Source organism: Sporanaerobacter sp., assembly GCF_047830725.1.
Taxonomy (GTDB): Bacteria; Bacillota; Clostridia; order Tissierellales; family Sporanaerobacteraceae; genus Sporanaerobacter.
The window spans coordinates 275317-293132 of sequence record NZ_CP181252.1 but is presented as its reverse complement, the minus strand read 5'-3'; the positions used below and the strand labels follow the sequence as shown (position 1 = coordinate 293132).

17 protein-coding genes and 1 pseudogene are annotated in these 17816 nt (G+C 31.8%); 16 read left to right on the top strand and 2 right to left on the bottom strand.

The features are described from left to right. Positions 1–151 precede the first annotated feature (151 nt). The 7 genes and pseudogenes from ACFWUA_RS01455 to ACFWUA_RS01425 all read left to right on the top strand — a co-directional run bounded on the left by ACFWUA_RS01455 (position 152) and on the right by ACFWUA_RS01425 (position 7684). A complete protein-coding gene (locus tag ACFWUA_RS01455; protein ID WP_416198399.1) occupies positions 152–823 on the top strand; it encodes a corrinoid protein in 672 nt (223 codons plus the stop codon). After that, positions 810–1904 (top strand): uroporphyrinogen decarboxylase family protein, encoded by a 1095-nt coding sequence (locus ACFWUA_RS01450; RefSeq protein ID WP_416198398.1) that lies wholly within the window; start codon positions 810–812, stop codon positions 1902–1904. The genes ACFWUA_RS01455 and ACFWUA_RS01450 overlap by 14 nt, the downstream gene beginning before the upstream one ends. A gap of 39 nt (positions 1905–1943) precedes the next feature. Next, the gene (locus tag ACFWUA_RS01445; RefSeq protein WP_416198397.1) at positions 1944–2984 is read left to right on the top strand and encodes a methylcobamide:CoM methyltransferase MtbA; all 1041 of its coding nucleotides are present in this window, start codon (positions 1944–1946) and stop codon (positions 2982–2984) included. Between the two features lie 6 nt (positions 2985–2990). Next, a pseudogene (locus ACFWUA_RS01440) lies at positions 2991–4733 on the top strand (ASKHA domain-containing protein); the annotation flags it as partial. A gap of 78 nt (positions 4734–4811) precedes the next feature. Continuing rightward, on the top strand, positions 4812–5723 hold the full coding sequence (locus tag ACFWUA_RS01435) for a uroporphyrinogen decarboxylase family protein (RefSeq protein ID WP_416198396.1): 912 nt from the start codon (positions 4812–4814) through the stop codon (positions 5721–5723). A 33-nt stretch (positions 5724–5756) separates the two neighbouring features. Next, positions 5757–6905, top strand: coding sequence for a double-cubane-cluster-containing anaerobic reductase (locus ACFWUA_RS01430; protein WP_416198395.1), 1149 nt, complete (start codon positions 5757–5759; stop codon positions 6903–6905). A 20-nt stretch (positions 6906–6925) separates the two neighbouring features. After that, positions 6926–7684 (top strand): acyl-CoA dehydratase activase, encoded by a 759-nt coding sequence (locus ACFWUA_RS01425; RefSeq protein WP_416198394.1) that lies wholly within the window; start codon positions 6926–6928, stop codon positions 7682–7684. A 71-nt stretch (positions 7685–7755) separates the two neighbouring features. On the opposite strand, the gene ACFWUA_RS01420 is transcribed toward ACFWUA_RS01425, so the two are convergent. Beyond that, positions 7756–8376, bottom strand: a complete 621-nt coding sequence (locus ACFWUA_RS01420; protein WP_416198393.1) for an HAD family hydrolase — start codon at positions 8374–8376, stop codon at positions 7756–7758. A 216-nt stretch (positions 8377–8592) separates the two neighbouring features. Here ACFWUA_RS01420 and ACFWUA_RS01415 point away from each other — a divergent pair, with 216 nt between their 5' ends. The 3 genes from ACFWUA_RS01415 (at position 8593) to rbr (ending at position 11827) form a co-directional block, all read left to right on the top strand. Continuing rightward, entirely contained in the window at positions 8593–10251 is a 1659-nt protein-coding gene (locus ACFWUA_RS01415; protein WP_416198392.1) for a Na/Pi cotransporter family protein, read from the top strand. A gap of 86 nt (positions 10252–10337) precedes the next feature. Continuing rightward, positions 10338–11087, top strand: coding sequence for a peptidylprolyl isomerase (locus ACFWUA_RS01410; RefSeq protein WP_416198391.1), 750 nt, complete (start codon positions 10338–10340; stop codon positions 11085–11087). Between the two features lie 155 nt (positions 11088–11242). After that, positions 11243–11827, top strand: a complete 585-nt coding sequence (gene rbr, locus ACFWUA_RS01405; RefSeq protein ID WP_416198390.1) for a rubrerythrin — start codon at positions 11243–11245, stop codon at positions 11825–11827. A gap of 16 nt (positions 11828–11843) precedes the next feature. Here rbr and ACFWUA_RS01400 read toward each other — a convergent pair whose 3' ends face one another. Next, entirely contained in the window at positions 11844–12293 is a 450-nt protein-coding gene (locus tag ACFWUA_RS01400; RefSeq protein WP_416198389.1) for a DUF441 family protein, read from the bottom strand. Positions 12294–12440: 147 nt separating this feature from the next. Between ACFWUA_RS01400 and ACFWUA_RS01395 the strand changes: the two genes are divergently transcribed. The 6 genes from ACFWUA_RS01395 (at position 12441) to larC (ending at position 17807) form a co-directional block, all read left to right on the top strand. Further along, positions 12441–13814: an MATE family efflux transporter gene (locus tag ACFWUA_RS01395; protein WP_416198388.1), complete on the top strand. Its 1374-nt coding sequence runs from the start codon at positions 12441–12443 to the stop codon at positions 13812–13814. A 177-nt stretch (positions 13815–13991) separates the two neighbouring features. Beyond that, the gene (locus ACFWUA_RS01390) at positions 13992–14516 is read left to right on the top strand and encodes an FmdE family protein (protein ID WP_416198387.1); all 525 of its coding nucleotides are present in this window, start codon (positions 13992–13994) and stop codon (positions 14514–14516) included. Between the two features lie 18 nt (positions 14517–14534). Then, positions 14535–15338 (top strand): ATP-dependent sacrificial sulfur transferase LarE, encoded by an 804-nt coding sequence (gene larE / locus ACFWUA_RS01385; RefSeq protein WP_416198386.1) that lies wholly within the window; start codon positions 14535–14537, stop codon positions 15336–15338. A 77-nt stretch (positions 15339–15415) separates the two neighbouring features. After that, positions 15416–15847 carry a DUF3842 family protein gene (locus ACFWUA_RS01380; protein ID WP_416198385.1) on the top strand — a complete coding sequence of 144 codons (432 nt, stop codon included), beginning with the start codon at positions 15416–15418 and terminating at the stop codon, positions 15845–15847. A 15-nt stretch (positions 15848–15862) separates the two neighbouring features. Beyond that, positions 15863–16615 (top strand): nickel pincer cofactor biosynthesis protein LarB, encoded by a 753-nt coding sequence (larB, locus tag ACFWUA_RS01375; protein WP_416198384.1) that lies wholly within the window; start codon positions 15863–15865, stop codon positions 16613–16615. Then, complete coding sequence (larC, locus tag ACFWUA_RS01370) at positions 16608–17807, top strand: nickel pincer cofactor biosynthesis protein LarC (RefSeq protein WP_416198383.1); 1200 nt, start codon at positions 16608–16610, stop codon at positions 17805–17807. The genes larB and larC overlap by 8 nt, the downstream gene beginning before the upstream one ends. Positions 17808–17816 lie beyond the last annotated feature (9 nt).

The following is a 17816-nucleotide window of genomic DNA, read 5'->3' as shown; positions in this document are numbered from 1 at the left end:
TGCTAGTGTTTTTATCTTCTATATGAAAAATAAATAGATGGGATAATGATTATTAAAAAATTCAATAAGATTGGTAATCTAATTATTTTATATATAAAATATAAATGATAAAATAGCAACTATCTTATAAAAAGGTTAAGGAGTGATTTATTTGTCTAGTGAAAAAGATGAACTTTTAAGAGAATTGGCTGACGCGGTTGTTGATATGGATGAGGATAAAACTGTTGAGGTAGCAAATATTTTTATACAAAAGAATTTTGATGCGTATGAAGGTATTTCTAATGGCTTGGCAGTGGGAATGGATGAAGCAGGGAAGCTTTATGAGGAAGAAGAATATTATATACCAGAGCTTTTGATGTGTTCAGATGCTATGTATGCAGGTATGGATATTTTAAAACCTCATTTAAAGTATGATGAGACTGATGAAAGATATAAAGCTGTAGTTGGAGTGGTAGAAGGAGATACTCATGATATAGGGAAAAATTTATTTAAGATTATGCTGGAGACTACAGGATTTGAAGTATATGATTTGGGAAGAGATGTTCCCCCAGTTAAATTTATAGAAAAGGCAAAAGAAATAGGGGCTGATTTAATAGGTCTTTCAACTTTAATGACAACTACAATGGACAATATGGAAATAGTGATTAATTTATTAAAAAAAGAAGGTATAAGAGATAATGTGGTGGTCATGGTTGGAGGAGGCCCAATATCTCAGAGTTTTGCAGACAAAATAGGAGCAGATGGATATGCACCTGAGGCTTCAAGGGCTGCGAGATTAGCAAAAAAATTGGTAAGGGGGAAGAATATAGATGTCGCTATTTAAAGACGAGATGACACCTATGGAAAGAGCTATTGCTCTTTCAAAGGGGGAAGATGTAGATAGAATTCAGTGCAATCCCAATTTATCTAATGGAATTGCAAGAGTTTTAGGATGTAAGATTTCAGAATTCAATCATAGTGCGAGAATTTTGGCAGATGCAGTCATTGCAACTCATAGGAGATTTGGTGGGGATGGTGCAAAGGTCTTTACCGATCTTTTTATTATTGCAGAAGCTATGGGAGCTAAAATGAAATATCCAGAGGATGAAACAGTAGATCTTTTGGAACCAGCTATTAAGGATATTTCAGAAATAGCTAAATTAGAGCCTATAGATCCATATAAGGATGCAAGACTGCCAATTCATATTGAAGCTATGAAATATGTGCAAGATGAAATAGGAGAAGAAGTTCCATGTACAGCTTTAATTGTGGGACCTTTTACTTCTGCTTTTTTCTTAATTGGTGTAGAAAATATGACCAAGATGATGATAAAAGATCCTGAATCAGTTCATAAATTGTGCGAAATTTCTTTAGAAAACTGCATAAGATTTGCAGATGCTACTATTAATCAAGGAATAGGTATAAGCATTGCAGAACCTATGTCATCTTGTACTGTAGTGAGCCCAAAACATTTTAGAGAATTTTCAAAGCCATATTTGAAGAGATTTATAGATTTCATAAAATCTAGAGGATGTGGAGCGTCTATACATATATGCGGAAAGACAGATAATATATGGGAAGATATAGTGGATATAGGTGTAGGAGCTTTAAGCATAGATAATATTGCAAACCTTAAAAATTGTACGGAAACTGTAGGGGACAGAATAAAAATAATGGGGAATGTTGATCCTTCTTCTATAATGTATGCAGGCACCAAAGAAGATGTAAGGAAAGCTACATTGCAATGTGTGAAAGATGGTTACAAATGTCCTAAGGGCTATGGAATCATGTCTGGATGTGGGCTGCCAGTAGAAACACCTATTGAAAATATTGATGCTATGTTGGATACAGCTAGAGAGATTGGATGGCCAATTACAGATGAAAAATTGGAAGAATTGATGAGTTTCAATAGATATGATGAGTAATACAATTTAGAGAAATGAATGGTTTAAGGGGGAAATTTTATGCGGATTGAATCGCTGTCAAAAAGAGAAAGATTGTTTCGTGCAATAAAAGGAGAAAAAGTAGATCGTCCTCCCTGTATTTGTCCTGGTGGTATGATGAATATGATTGTGGAAGATATCATGGATATAACTGGAGTGAAATGGCCAGAAGCTCATGTAGATGCTGAAATGATGGCAAAGCTTACTATGGGTGTTTGTGAAAATGGAGGATTTGAAAATTTTGGAGTACCATTTTGCATGACTGTAGAAGCTGAATCTATGGGAGCTACTGTGGGTTTGGGTACCAAGATAAATGAACCTAGAGTCATAGAATATCCAATTAGTTCTGTTACAGAGTGGAGAAATCTCAAAGAGTTGAGTTTAGAAGAAGGCAGAACTAAAGTGGTTTTAGATGCTATTAAAATACTTAAAAATCAAAATTTAGATGTTCCTATCATAGCCAATCTAGTAGGGCCTGTAAGTACAGCTTCTTCTTTGATGGAACCTGTAGATTATTATAAAGAGTTGAGAAGGAAACCAAAAGAAGCTCATGAATTTATGGAGTTTGTAACGGAAAATCTCATATGTTTTGCCAAGGCTGAAATACAGGCTGGAGCAGATATATTGGCTATTTCAGATCCTAGCGGGACAGGAGAAATTTTAGGGCCTAAGTTGTTTTCTGAGTTTGCTGTTCCTTATTTAAATAAAATAGTTAATTCAGTTAAGGAAGATATAAAAGGAGGAACCATAATTCATATATGCGGGAGACTTAAGAGTGTATATGGAATACTTAATTCTCTTGATAGTGATGTTATAAGCTTTGACTCTATAGTCAATGTGAGAGAAGTAGCAATGAATGTAGACAATAAAGCTATAATGGGAAATGTAAGTACTTTAGCACTTGAGAGAAGTTCTAAAGATATAATAAAAAACCTTTCTAGAGTTTGTATAAAAAATGGAGTTGATATATTATCTCCAGCTTGTGGTATTGGACCAAGAACCAAACTAGAAAATATACAGTCAATGGTAGAAGTTGCTAAAGAATCAATATATATGGAGTGAAAATCTATGGCAATATTGAAAATATACAACAAAGATATATCCTATGATTATCAAGAAGGCAAAAGTCTTATTGATATATTGAAAGATATTGGATTTAGTTTAGAAACTCCTTGTGGAGGGAAGGGATATTGTGGTAAATGCAAGGTTCAGATATTAGAGGGAAAAATAGATGGGCCTACAGATGATGAATTAAAGCATCTTTCAAAAAAAGAAATAGATAAAGGGATAAGGCTTAGTTGCCTTGTCTATCCAAAAGGTGATATGTATGTAAAACTTTTAGATAAAGAAGAGAAAAATTATCAAGGACTATCACAAGGCTATATTCCCGAGATAGAACTAAATCCTAGTCTCCGCAAAGAAATTGTTATTTTAGAAAAGCCTACATTGAAAAACAATATATCTTATGAGGAATTAATAGAAAAGGCTATAGGTAGGGAATTGTATCATGACAATACTGGATTTTTAAAGGTTTTAGCGAGTGTACACAAAGAAGAAAAAACTACTTTGGTATATCATGAAGATAAATTGATTGGGATAGAACATGGGGATACAATAGAAAAACTATATGGTGCTGCAGTGGATATTGGAACTACTACAGTAGTTGTATCACTTATAGATTTGAATAATGGCAAGGAAATTGATTCTGAAACTTCCATAAACCCTCAAAAAGAATATGGTCTTGATGTATTATCTCGTATAGATTATGTAAAGAGGAAGGAAAATGGCCTTTATTTGTTGCAGAAGGCTATAGTAGATTGCATAAATTCTCTATTAGAAAAATTGTGTGATAGAAATGATATAAATATTGAAAATATTTATGAAGTAGCCGTAGGAGCTAATGCTACTATGATGCATCTATTGTTAGGAATAAATACTGATACTATAGGAAAATCACCTTATTCTACAATTTTTTCAAAGGCGAAAAATTTATGGGCAAATAGTATTGGAATTGAAATATCACCATTTGGAAGGATATATTGTCTGCCTGGAGTTTCCAGTTTTATTGGTTCAGATGTTGTAGCTGGTGCTGTAGTAGCTGGCTTAAAAGATACAGATGACAATATATTTTTTATTGATATAGGGACAAATGGAGAAATGATATTGTCCAAAGGAGGAAAACTAGCCTCATGTTCTTGTGCAGCAGGTCCAGCACTGGAAGGTGCTAATATAAGTTGTGGTATGAGAGCAGCAGAGGGAGCTATAGAGGGAATTCAATTTGATGAAGACGAAATTCACCTTCAAGTCATTGGAAATGTAGAGCCTATAGGGATATGTGGTAGCGGCATATTAGAAGCTATGGCCGAATTAAATCAAAAAGGATTTATAAAAAAATCAGGAAGGTTGAAAAGTAAAGAGGATTTAGAAAAAGAAGGACGTCATGGATTGGCAAAATATATAATAGAAGAAAACAAGAAAAGAAAAGTTATTATATATAAAAATGGAGATGAAGAAATATCTATATCTCAAGATGATATTCGACAGATTCAGTTAGCTAAGGGAGCAATTTCCTCTGGCTTTTATGCTCTTGTAGATTTTATGGGCATGAGTATGGAAGAGCTTAATAGTGTAGTTATAGCAGGACAGTTTGGAAGACATTTAAAGATAAGCAGTTTGACGGGAGTTGGGATTATACCAGAAAATTTGAAGGACAAGATAAAATATATAGGAAATTCTTCTAAAACTGGAGCGATGATGTGTTTGTTGTCTAAGGATGAAAGAAAAGAGATGGAAGATGTGGCGGAGGATATAGAGTATTTTGAGCTATCTACAAAGGAAGGATATGAGGAATTGTTTGCTAAATGTCTGACTTTTAGATAGATAATGATTTTGGAAAATGAGTATATAGGTGATAAAATGGATGAAATGATGGATTTTAAGTGTATAAATGACAAGATGGAAGAAATTCCTGAAATCATATTGAACAAAACAGGATTAAGTTTTCCCAAAGTTCATACTAAAGCTGAATATATGGCAGTTTTATCGAAAGAATTAAAAGAATATAGAAAGGATACTTTGTGTAGAGTTCCTTTTTGCAATACTGTAGAGGCAGAAACATTGGGTGGAAATATCAAATTGGGTGATTTCAAATCTGGTCCTAGAGTTGAAAGCTATGCTTTCAATTCCATAGATGAATTGATGAAAATTGAAGAAATAAATTTGACTCAAAATAGAATAAATGAAGTTTTAAAAGCTGTAGAAATACTTAATTCTATGGGAGAAACTGTAGTTTTAAATGTAGAAGGACCTTTTACTATCATAAATTCTCTAGTAGATTTAAGAATATTTTATAAAGCTATAAGAAAAGACAAAGAAATGGTTAATGAAGTCCTAAAAAACATGGAAGCAAATATTGTAAAATACATGAAAGAAGGAATAAATAGAGGAGCAAAGATAATATCATATGGAGATCCTTTAGGAGCTGAAGATATAGTAGGACCAAAGATATATAAGGAATTTAGTGGAAAGTCTACTTACAAAATATTAAAAACTATTGAAAATGAATTGGATGAGAGCATAATTCATATTTGTGGAAAGACATCTACGGTTTTTCAAAATATGGGATTTGTTGAATCTCACCCTATACAATTTAAAGAAGATATAACTTATGGCCATGCCATAGAATATATTTTAGAAAATAGAAAAGATATTAAATTTATAGGTCACAATTGTATAAAAAGAACACCTTTAAAACTTAAAAATTCTACTCTTTGGCATATAGAACTTTTAGAAAAGGTATAAAATTTTATTTTTTATATGAAAGGGGAAAAGAAAATGAACGATTTGCCAGAAATATTTGATGAATTTAGTGAGGCTAGAAGAAATTCTTTCATAAAAGTTAAGGAATATAAAGATTCAGGAGAACATGTAGTAGGAATTTTTTGTACTTTTACTCCAGTTGAAGTTATATATGCGGCAGGGGCTCATCCAATTTCACTATGCGGCATGAGTGATGAAACAATAACAGATGCAGAAAGAGATCTTCCTAAAAACTTATGTCCACTCATAAAGTCAAGCTATGGTTTTGCAATAACAGAAAAATGTCCTTTCACCTACTTTTCAGATTTAATTGTAGGAGAAACAACTTGTGATGGAAAGAAGAAGATGTATGAATACTTAGGACAAATAAAACCAATGCATGTCATGCAACTACCACAAGCCACAGATAGAGAACATGCACTTTCAGTTTGGAAAAATGAGATTATTTTATTAAAAGAAAGATTGGAAAGGGAATTTAATATTCAAATAACAGATGAGGATTTAAAAAAAGCTATAAAGAGATGCAACGAAGAAAGACAAGTATTGAAGGAATTGTATTCTCTAGGTAAAATGTGTCCTCCTCCTTTAACTGGAATGGAGCTTCATACTGTTTTGCATGGTGCATCTTTTACTTTTGACAAAGATGAACAAAACAAAAAAGTAATGGACATGATTGAAGAATTGAAAAAAGAATATGCAAATGGAGTGAGAAAAGTTAAAGAAGATGCTCCAAGAATTTTAATAACAGGCTGTCCAATTGGAGGAGTTGCAAACAAAATCATCAAACTCATAGAAGAAAGTGGAGCAGTAGTTGTGTGTTATGAAAATTGTAGTGGTATAAAAGAAAAAATACGTTTAGTTGATGAAACTAAAGAACCAATTGAGGCATTGGCTGAAAAATATTTAAATGTTGGATGTTCAGTTATGGCACCAAACGATAATAGAATTGATTTGATGTCTGAATTGATAGACGAGTATAAAGTTGATGGTGTTATAGATGTGATTTTACAAGCTTGTCATACTTACAATGTAGAAACTCGTAGAATTAAAGATTTCGTGACTGAAGAAAAAAATATACCATATATGAGTATAGAGACTGATTATTCTATGGCGGATGAGGGACAATTAAAGACTAGAATAGCAGCATTTATAGAGATGTTATAATAACATAAGGAGGATTTAAAATGTACTATGCTGGAGTTGATATTGGGTCTACAGCAGCTAAAACGGCAGTATTTGAAAATGATAAATTGATAGATACTTTTGTTTTACCTACAGGTTGGAGCAGTATTGAAACTGCCAACAAGATAAAAGAAAGAATTATATCCAAAGGAATAAATGAAAATGAAATGAAAGTAATAGCTACAGGTTACGGAAGAGTATCTGTTCCCTATGCTCATAAAACCATTACAGAAATAACTTGTCATGGAAAAGGAGCAGCATATCTTATAGGAGAAGATTGTACAGTAGTAGATATAGGGGGACAGGATACCAAAGTTATCACTGTAGAAGATGGCATGGTAAAGGATTTTATAATGAATGACAAATGTTCTGCTGGTACAGGAAGATTTTTGGAAATCATGGCAAATACATTGGGAGTAGATATAAACGAGCTATGTAAATTGGCTGAAAATGGGGACGGGATCACTATAAGTTCTATGTGTACTGTATTTGCAGAATCTGAAGTTATAAGTCTTATTGGAAGAGGAGAGAAAAAAGAAGATATAGCTTATGCAATAGTAGATTCTATTGTGAGTAAAGTAGCTTCTTTATGTAGGAAACATTCATATGGGGAAAAATATTTTTTGACAGGTGGATTATGTGAATGTGAGTATATAGTAAATAGCTTGTCAGAGAAACTTAAAAGTCCTGTCAAAACAAATCCTATGGCTAGATATGCTGGAGCTATAGGTGCTGGTATTTTAGCACAAAAAATTGTATGAGCAATTGCTCATACAATTTTTGTATGCCCAGCAGGAGCAACAACTTGCTTATGTAAGAGGTTTCTAAATGATTAGAACAATTCTTTAAAATTGTCTATTATGGTATCTGCTTTAGACAAATCTTGATTACCGGAATTTTTATTTCTTATAGCAATACATTTCATTCCTGCAGCTTTTGCTGCAAGGATGCCGTTTGTAGCATCTTCTATCACCAAGCAATCCTCTGGTTTCAAATTCATAGCACTTGCTGCTTTTAGAAAAATTTCTGGATCAGGTTTTCCTTTTGATACTTCTTCTCCACTGAGTATAACTTTGAAATATTTATCTAGTTTAAATTTATCAACTATTAAATTTACTGTTCTCTTATTGTTTGAAGATGCTAAAGCTAAAATATATTCTTTATTTTGTAGAAATTTAATGAAATCTAAAATATTATCCATGAGCTGAATTTTGTCTATATTTTGTTCAAATCTTTTCTTTTTTAATCCTATTAGTTCTTCTACAGAAGGTTCTAAATTAAATTTTTCCTTGAAAATGTACCACATTTTATAATCTGTAGTACCTACAAAAGATTCATGCTCTTTTCTATCTATATTTGCTCCAAATTCCTCCAATATTTCCCTCTCGAGTTTAAAATGCAATGGTTCGCTATCCACTATAACTCCATCCATATCAAAAATTATTCCTTTCATAATGCATAACTCCTTTAAATTAATTTAATTATTTTGTGACTAGAAACATTATATTTGTTATAATATAATAGCATGAATTATTCTAATATATCATATCATAAAATGTCGAAAATATGAAATTTAAAAATAAATATGTCGACATCTTATAACAAATACAATTATATGATTGATGTATTAAAAATATATTTGCCTAACAAAATGATGGAGGAAACAAAAATGAAGGAACTAATATTTGGACTTATCGGTGGAACAGCACTACTTATGTATGGCGTAGATAAGATGGGAGAGGGACTTGAAAAAGCTTCAGGGGACATGATGAAAAAAATCTTATCAGTATTGACTGGAAAGGTATGGGGTGCTTTTTTAGTTGGGACCGTTTTGACGGCAATTGTTCAAAGTAGTACAGCTATTACAATACTTACTGTTGGATTTGTAAATGCTGGGCTTATGAATCTTTCTCAAGCAGTAGGGATAATTTATGGTGCAAATATTGGAACAACCATAACTGCTCAACTTATGGCTTTTAGTTTTAATTTCAAACTGACAGATATAGCGCTTCCAATACTTGGTATAGGATTTGCAATAGAAAATCTTTCTAAAAAGAAAAAATTAAAAAGTTTTGGCCAAGCCTTGATGGGATTTGGAATGATGTTTTTAGGTCTTAAAATATTGAATTCAGGAATACCTTTTTTGAAAGAAAGTGAATCTTTAAAGTATTTTTTCACCCAGTATGCCTCTATTCCAATAGTAGGTATACTATTAGGTGCGTTTGTGACTGCAATGGTGCATAGTAGTGCTGCAACAGTTGGACTTGTAATGGTTTTAGCTCAAGCAGGGCTTTTAGATATACAATCGGCTATTTGCATAATGCTTGGAGATAATATAGGAACTTGTCTTTCAGCACAACTTGCAAGTTTAAATGGAAATATAAATGGTAGGAGAACTGCATGGGCTCATACTTTTTATAATTTGTTTGGAGTTATTTTGACACTTATGGTTTTACCTATGTTTGTAAAGTTTGTTGTAGTTCTAACTACAAAGCTTCAGCCAGCTAGCGATATAAGTGCACAAATTGCAAATTCTCATACATTATTTAATTTAATAAATTCTTTTATATTTTTACCTTTGACAAAATATTATGTTGCGTTTTTACATAAAGTGATAAAACCTAAAAATAGTGCTCATATAAATGAGATATATTTGGACAAATTGCTTTTAGATACGCCAGTAGCAGCTTTAAAGGCTTCTCGTTCCGAAACCATAAGAGGAACTGAAATAGTAAAGAAGATGTTTACAGACGTGATGAATTTCATATTTACAGGAGATATGAAAATAATGGGACAGATTGCAGATAATGAGGTTCTTATAAATCAAATGCAAAAAGATATAACAACGTATATTGTTGAACTTTCAAAAAGAGAACTTACAGAAACTCAATCTATTATGGTTCCAGCAGTTATAAACTGTATAAACAATATTGAAAGAATTGGGGATCATGTTGTAGATATATCTGAATTGTGTAAAAGCAAATTAGATAAAAATCTCCAGTTTACAGATATTGCTGATAGCGAATTAAGGGAAATAGAAAATGTAATAATTGAAATGTTTGATAATGTCATTTTGGCTATTGGTGATAGAAATGAGAAAAGTATAAAAAGGGTTGCTGAACTTGAAGACAAAGCAGACAGCTTATGCAGTACATCTGAAGAAAACCATATAAAAAGACTTGATGAGGGTACTTGTAATGTAGATGCAGGAGTTATCTATATTGATATAATAAGCCATCTTGAAAGAATTGCAGATTACATATATAAGACAGCTATGCTTTCTAAGGATGAATTATATGGGGAAAAGAGAAAGGACTGTTCTCATTAGCATTAGTTGACAATCTTAGCTCCATATGATAATTTCTATATATGATAAAGTGAGGAAAATAAAATATTAAAGGAGAATTATTGATTATGAATGAAAATCCAATATTGGCAACAGTTAATGGCAAGGAAATAACACAAAAGGATGTATATGTTTTTTTAAATGAACTAGGACCACAAGTGGCTATGCAATTTCAATCACCAGATGGTATGAAAAGAGTAGTAGATGAGTTGATAAATCAGGAATTGCTTTATTTTGATGCTATTGAAAATGGCTTTGACGAAGAAGAAACTTATAAACTAGCTTTAGAAAAAGTTAAAGAAAATGTTTTAAAACAATATGCTTTCAATAAGATAATATCAGGTATTTTTGTGACAGAAGAAGAAATAAATGAGTATTACAATGAGCATAAAATGAATTTTCAAACTCCAGAATCAGTTAGAGCAAGTCACATATTAGTAAAAGAAGAAGATGAGGCAAAGAAAATACAAAAAGAAATAAATGAAGGTTTATCTTTTGAAGAAGCAGCTAAAAAATATTCTACTTGTCCTTCAAAAGAAAATGGTGGGGATTTGGGAGAGTTCACTAAAGGCCAAATGGTGAAAGAATTTGAAGATGCTGCTTTTAGCATTGAAGAAGGAAAATTAAGTGAACCTGTAAAAACTCAATTTGGATATCATTTAATTAAGGTACAATATAAGAAAGAAGCTGAGATGAGATCCTTAGAAGAAGTCAAAAATCAGATAAATGAACAGATGATTATGCTAAAACAGCAAGAAAAGTATTTAGATAAAACTCAGGAATTGAGAAGTAAATACGAAGTAAAAATGAATATATAAGATTAAAGCTCCCTTAAACAATATCTTAAATGTATTGTCTAAAGGAGCTTTAATCTTATATTGTTTTTTTTATGTTATAATTAAAAATAACTGGGTAAATACTAAAATAGTTATATTTTAATATTAAAAAATATATTGTTTAAGGAGGAGTTTTTTTGAAATCACTAAAAGGAACTAAGACAGCTGAAAACTTAATGAAGGCATTTGCTGGAGAATCTCAAGCAAGAACAAGATATACATACTATGCATCTCAAGCAAGAAAAGAAGGTTATGTTCAAATTTCAAATATTTTCACAGAAACAGCAGAAAATGAAAAAGAGCATGCAAAGAGGTTCTTTAAATTTTTAAATGAGAGTCTAAAAGGAGAAATGGTAGAAATAAATGCAGACTATCCAGTTGGTCTAGGGGAAACAAAAGAAAATCTTCTATATGCGGCAAATGGAGAAAAAGAAGAATGGGAAGACTTATATCCAAATTTTGCTAAAGTTGCTGAAGAAGAAGGATTTCCTGAAATAGCATTTGTATTTAGAGAAATAGCAGAAGTAGAGGAACGTCATGAAAGAAGATATAGAAAACTATTAGAGAATATTGAAAACAATAAAGTATTTGAAAAGGATGAAGTTGTGGAATGGAAATGCAACAATTGTGGATATATTCACAGAGGCAAGAGTGCACCTACAACTTGTCCAGCTTGTGCTCATCCAATGGGTTATTTCGAAGTATTTGTTGAGACATATTAAACTAAAGGGCCTTTAATTAAAGGCCCTTTAACAATTTTAGTATCAAATATGCAATTCCAGAGCCCGTCAACATTCCTACTGGAGTCCCTCCAAAAAAAGTCACTCCTACTATAGAGCCGAAAATGGCCCCCGATAGTGCTTTAGTATTTCCATTTAGGTATTTAGCACCCTTTGATGCTATTATGACTATAAATAGTCCACTTAAAAAAGATACTACCCATTCTAAATTTAAAAATTCTTTAGGACTCAATATAGATATTTCATTTTGATTTTCTATCAATGGTATGAGCATCCATATCATTAAAAAAACAAGTCCAATATCTAAAAAATTGTTTTTTACAAATTTTACTACATTTTCATTAGATATAAATGACAGTACAAGTACTGCTATTCCTGCATATACCATTGATTTATTTTTTGCAAATATTGAAAGTATGATTATAAATAATAGAAAAATTCTATTCATAAAAAATCTCCAATCTCATGAAATACTATATGTATATGAAAATAAAAAAAATATATTCCTTCGTGTCTCTAAGAACTTTATTTTTTTTATATAAGTGCTATAATATATATTACGGGTCTCTAAATATATTAGGATGGGAGTGTCTAAATGAAGGAAGCTGAAAGAAAGGATCTCATATTAAATGGGAACATATACAAAACAATTATCACATTATCTTTACCTATTATGATAAACAATTTAATACAGACTCTATACAATTTAGTGGATGGAATTTGGGTTGGCAAACTTGGCTCTGTTCAATTTGCAGCTACAGCTTTTGTTTGGCCAGTAAACTTTTTATTTATATCTTTGGGTATTGGCCTTTCGGTAGCTGGTACCGCTATTTTGTCACAATTGATTGGAGCTTCAAAATATGAAGAAGCAAATAAATATGCAAGTCAATTAATAGTCATATCTATGATATGTTCTGTTGGTTTTGCTATTCTTGGGTATTTTATTACACCGTTATTTGTGAAATTCATGGGGGGAACTGGAGATTTAGCTAAATATAGCAATATATATTTGAAACTTACTTTTTTAGATATGCCTTTTATGTTTATGTTTTTCAATTTTAATTCTATCATGAATGCTCAAGGAAATACTATTACACCAACAATACTTAGTGCTATTTCTGGTATTTTAAATGCAGTATTAGATCCCATATTTATATTTACATTTGATATGGGAATTGCGGGAGCAGCTATAGCTACAATTTTGTCAAAAGCTCTGCTTTCATTTGTCATAGTTTATAAGCTCGTTAAATCATCTACTATGGTTAAACCTAGCTTTAAAAATTTTAAGTTTGACAAAGAAATTATAAAAAAGATTGTAAATGTTGCATTGCCTTCATCTGTTGGACAATCAGGTTCGGCTTTAGGTTTTATAGTTTTGAATAGCTTTATTGCCTCCTATGGTACTGCAACTATGGCAGCCTTTGGCATGGTCAACAGGATTACATCCCTCATAATGCAACCTGCTATGGGAATAGGGGCAGCTCTTACAACTATTGTTGGTCAAAATATTGGAGCAGATCAAATAGAGAGAGTAAAGGAAGCATTTTCAAAATCCATCATACTTACGATTTTGTTTTCAATAATAGGATGTGTGCTTATGCTGTGGAAGGATGAAGAAATAATTAATTTTTTTATTCAAGCGAGAGATGATAAAGAAGTTATTGTTCAAGGTATTACTTATTTAAAATATATTTCTTTTTCTATGCCACTTATGGGGGTTTTTAGTGTATTGCAGGGAATATTTCAAGGCTCTGGGCACACAAAGTATTCTATGGCCATGGAGATTGGTCGCCTATGGTTTGTGAGACTTCCTATGATACTTATATTTAAAAATTTTACCAATATAGGTTCTACTGGCATATGGTTTTCCATGAGCTTTAGCAATTTAGTCATATGCATATATGGATATATAATTTATAGAACAAAAGATTGGCAAAAGAAAGTAGTTAAGACAGAAGGATGTGCTTGAAATTTTTAAAGAATTCATTTTGACATTTTCACCAAAACATGATAATATCTATGAAGGAAATGAAGCCACGAAGGCTTTGGTTTTAGGTGTTTATTTATTGTGGAAATAACCCATGAAGGGATGCTGTAAGAAACAGCTCTATTCATGGGCTTTTTTTTGGATGAAAGGAGTGGGGAAATGGATAGATTGTTGTGGCAAAAAGCAGTAGAATTCCATGGTCATGAGTGTCCAGGACTTGCTATTGGCTATAAAGCTTGTGAGGCGGCTATGGAAAAAATGGGTTTTACATTTTCAAAAGATGAAGAAATTGTATGCGTTACTGAAAATGATGCCTGTGGAGTAGATGCAGTACAAGTAATTACAGGTTGTACTTTTGGAAAAGGAAATCTCATCTATAGACCTACAGGTAAGATGGCCTTTAGTTTTTTCAATCGTTCCAATGGGGAAAAAATTCGTATGATTCTTAAGCCATTTAAAGGAGAAATGGATCGTAAGGAAAGACAAGAGTATATACTAAATGCAAAAGTTGATGAGATTTTTAATTTCAGTAAGCCAAAATTTGATTTGCCAGAAAAGGCAAGATTGTTTGCAACAGTTGTTTGTGAAAATTGTGGGGAAAGTGCCCCAGAACATAAAATCAGAATTAATGATGGGAAAAAAGTATGTCTTGATTGTTTTCAAGAATACACTAGAGGTTGGTAGTTAGATAGGAGAATTTATATGGAAGATAAATATATGATTTTGCAAAAGGAAATATCAAAACTTGTAGAAGAAGGGGCTTGTGTTGCTTTTTCTGGAGGAGTAGACAGTAGCTTGATTTTAAAGATGGCCTGCGATGCTAGTGAGAAGTACAACAAAAAAATATATGCAGTAACTTTTAATACAAGATTGCATCCTATGGAAGATATAAATATTTCAAGGGAAGTAGCAAAATCTATGGGGGCAATCCATAAAATAATTGATATTGATGAATTTGAAAATGAAAAAATTCTTACAAATCCTATTGATAGATGCTATCAATGTAAAAAATATTTGTTTGAGAAACTATTAGAATTTGCAGAGAAAAATGATATTAAATATATTCTCGATGGAACTAATGCAGATGATTTAAAGGAATATAGGCCAGGTATTAAAGCTCTAAAAGAATTAGGTATAATAAGCCCATTGGCAAAGCTTGATATAACTAAAAAAGAAGTTAGACAAATGGCTAAAGATTTAAATGTTTCTGTAGCCACAAGGCCATCAGCACCTTGTCTAGCTACAAGATTGCCTTACAATACGAATATTAGTTTTGAACTTTTAAATAAAATTGAAAAAGCTGAAGCTTATATAAAGAAATTAGGTTTTGTAGTTGTGAGAGTTAGAGTACATGGAGATATAGTTAGAATTGAAATAGAAAAAGAGGAGTTTTTGAGATTTTTAGATAAAAAAGATTTAATAATTAACTATTTAAAAGATTTAGGTTTTGTTTATATAACTTTGGATTTAGAGGGATTTCGTTCTGGAAGCATGGATATCCAATGATTAGTAGAATTCATTTGCTTTTGTATGTATATATGCTGTAATATTATATAAAAGAATGTGAATCTAGGAGGTATACTATGGATAAGATAACAACTGTTGCTGTAGTAGATGGTCAAGGTGGCGGAATTGGAAGTATAATCATTGAAAAACTAAAGTCTAAAGTACCCAATATAAAAATTTTGGCCTTAGGAACTAATGCAAATGCTACTAAAAGTATGCTAAAAGCTGGAGCTAATGAAGGGGCAACAGGTGAAAATGCCATTGTCTATAATGCAAAAGAGGTAGATATAATCATGGGAGTTGTGGCAATACTTATGCCAAATTCCATGATGGGAGAGTTATCGCCCAAAATGGCCGAAGCTATTGGAGGAAGTCATGCAATGAAAATCTTAATACCATTATCTAAATGCAATATTAAAATAGCAATTCCTGGAGAATATAATATACAGCAATGTATAGATTCTAGTGTAGAGTTAGTGAAAGATTATATAAGCAAATTAGAACAATAAAGTGAGGAATATAAAATGGATGTTCATGAAATATTAAATAAAATAAAAAATAATGAAATGTCTATATCAGAGGGAGAAGAAATACTAAAAAAGCTTCCTTATGAGGACTTGGGTTTTGCTAAATTAGATCATCATAGGAGCTTACGTTCAGGATTTGGAGAAGTCATATACTGTAGTGGGAAATCAGATGAACATTTGATAAAAATTTTTCAAAACTTTAATGAAAGAGATTTTAATGTATTAGGTACTAGAGCTTCAAAAGAGCAGTTTTTAAAAGTCAAAGAAGTAATTCCTGAAGCAGAGTATGATGAATTGTCGAGAATTATTAAAATAGTGAAAAAAAGCATAGATAAAATTGGATGTATTGCTGTGTGTACAGGAGGGACATCAGATATTCCAGTGGCAGAGGAGGCAGCTCAAACTGCCGAGTTTTTTGGTAGCAATGTACTTAGAATATATGATGTTGGCGTAGCTGGAATACATAGACTATTGTCTAAAATGGATGAAATTCGAAAAGCTAATTGTGTTGTAGCAGTAGCTGGAATGGAAGGGGCATTGCCAGGGGTTATTGCAGGAATGATTGACAAACCAGTAATTGCCGTACCAACTTCTGTTGGATATGGTGCCAATTTTCAAGGACTATCCTCATTGTTAACGATGCTTAACTCATGTGCAGAAGGAATTTCAGTAGTAAATATTGACAATGGATTTGGTGCTGGTTATATAAGTACACAAATTAATAGATTGGCGGTGCAAGGAAATGTATAAGAAGACATTGTATTTAGAATGCTTTTCAGGTATAAGTGGCGATATGACAGTGGGAGCATTGCTAGATTTGGGAGCAGATGAAAATTTATTGAGGCAAGGATTAGATAGTTTAAAAGTTCATGGCTATGATATAAAAATTGGAAGAACTCAGAAATGTGGCATAGATGCTTGTGACTTTGATGTTGTATTGCATGAAGATATGGAGCATACTCATGACAATGTTCACCATCATGAACATAGAAATCTATATGATATATATAAAATAATAGATGAAGGACAAATATCTGATAGAGCAAAAAAAATTTCAAAAAAAATATTTAATATTGTAGCAAAAGCTGAATCTAAAGCTCATGGAGTAGATATAGAAAAAGTTCATTTTCATGAAGTTGGTGCAATCGATTCCATTGTTGATATTGTAGCGGTAGGAATATGTATTGACAATTTAGATATTGATGAAGTTGTTGTGTCTAAAATATATGAAGGAACTGGTCATGTAAAGTGTCAGCATGGAACAATTCCAGTTCCAGTGCCAGCTGTTACAAATATAGTTATAGATAATTCACTATCAATTAAAATTACTGATACTCCAGGTGAAATGATAACGCCTACAGGTGCAGCCATAGCTGCAGCTCTTAAGACAAGAAAAGACTTACCAGAAAACTACAAGATAAGAAAAGTTGGAATTGGAGCAGGTAAAAAGAATTTTGAAAAGGCAAATATACTTAGAGCATTTATCATTGAAGAGATATCTAAAGAAGTTTCTGAGGATAAAATTTGGGTGTTGGAGACCAATTTAGATGACTGTAGCGGAGAAAATCTTGGATTTATAGTGGAAAAACTTATAGAAAGTGGAGGAAAAGATGTTTTCTACACTCCTATTTTCATGAAAAAAAATAGACCTGGCTACAAATTGACTGTGCTGTGTGAAGAGGAAAATATTAAATTTATGGAATCAATAATATTTAAAAATACTACTTCCATAGGTATTAGAAGATATAATACTAATCGGACAGTATTGAAGAGAGAAATAATAAATGTTGACACTGAATATGGACAAGTTAGAGTTAAGGTTTGCTTTTTTGAAGGGGACAAATATTATTATCCAGAATATGAAGATGTAAAAAGTATATGTGATAAAACAGGATTTAGTTTTAAAACTGTGTATGATAGGATCAAATTGGCATTAGGTTAATGGAGTTTT

Bases quoted from the DNA above. Each gene is read 5' to 3' on its own strand.
- ACFWUA_RS01400 (WP_416198389.1), bottom strand. From the start codon at position 12,293: ATGAATAGAATTTTTCTATTATTTATAATCATACTTTCAATATTTGCA.
- ACFWUA_RS01395 (WP_416198388.1), top strand. From the start codon at position 12,441: ATGAAGGAAGCTGAAAGAAAGGATCTCATATTAAATGGGAACATATAC.
- larE (WP_416198386.1), top strand. From the start codon at position 14,535: ATGGAAGATAAATATATGATTTTGCAAAAGGAAATATCAAAACTTGTA.
- larB (WP_416198384.1), top strand. From the start codon at position 15,863: ATGGATGTTCATGAAATATTAAATAAAATAAAAAATAATGAAATGTCT.
- larC (WP_416198383.1), top strand. From the start codon at position 16,608: ATGTATAAGAAGACATTGTATTTAGAATGCTTTTCAGGTATAAGTGGC.
- ACFWUA_RS01415 (WP_416198392.1), top strand. From the start codon at position 8,593: ATGAAGGAACTAATATTTGGACTTATCGGTGGAACAGCACTACTTATG.
- ACFWUA_RS01430 (WP_416198395.1), top strand. From the start codon at position 5,757: ATGAACGATTTGCCAGAAATATTTGATGAATTTAGTGAGGCTAGAAGA.
- ACFWUA_RS01425 (WP_416198394.1), top strand. From the start codon at position 6,926: ATGTACTATGCTGGAGTTGATATTGGGTCTACAGCAGCTAAAACGGCA.
- ACFWUA_RS01420 (WP_416198393.1), bottom strand. From the start codon at position 8,376: ATGAAAGGAATAATTTTTGATATGGATGGAGTTATAGTGGATAGCGAA.
- ACFWUA_RS01380 (WP_416198385.1), top strand. From the start codon at position 15,416: ATGGATAAGATAACAACTGTTGCTGTAGTAGATGGTCAAGGTGGCGGA.
- ACFWUA_RS01445 (WP_416198397.1), top strand. From the start codon at position 1,944: ATGCGGATTGAATCGCTGTCAAAAAGAGAAAGATTGTTTCGTGCAATA.
- ACFWUA_RS01390 (WP_416198387.1), top strand. From the start codon at position 13,992: ATGGATAGATTGTTGTGGCAAAAAGCAGTAGAATTCCATGGTCATGAG.
- ACFWUA_RS01410 (WP_416198391.1), top strand. From the start codon at position 10,338: ATGAATGAAAATCCAATATTGGCAACAGTTAATGGCAAGGAAATAACA.
- ACFWUA_RS01450 (WP_416198398.1), top strand. From the start codon at position 810: ATGTCGCTATTTAAAGACGAGATGACACCTATGGAAAGAGCTATTGCT.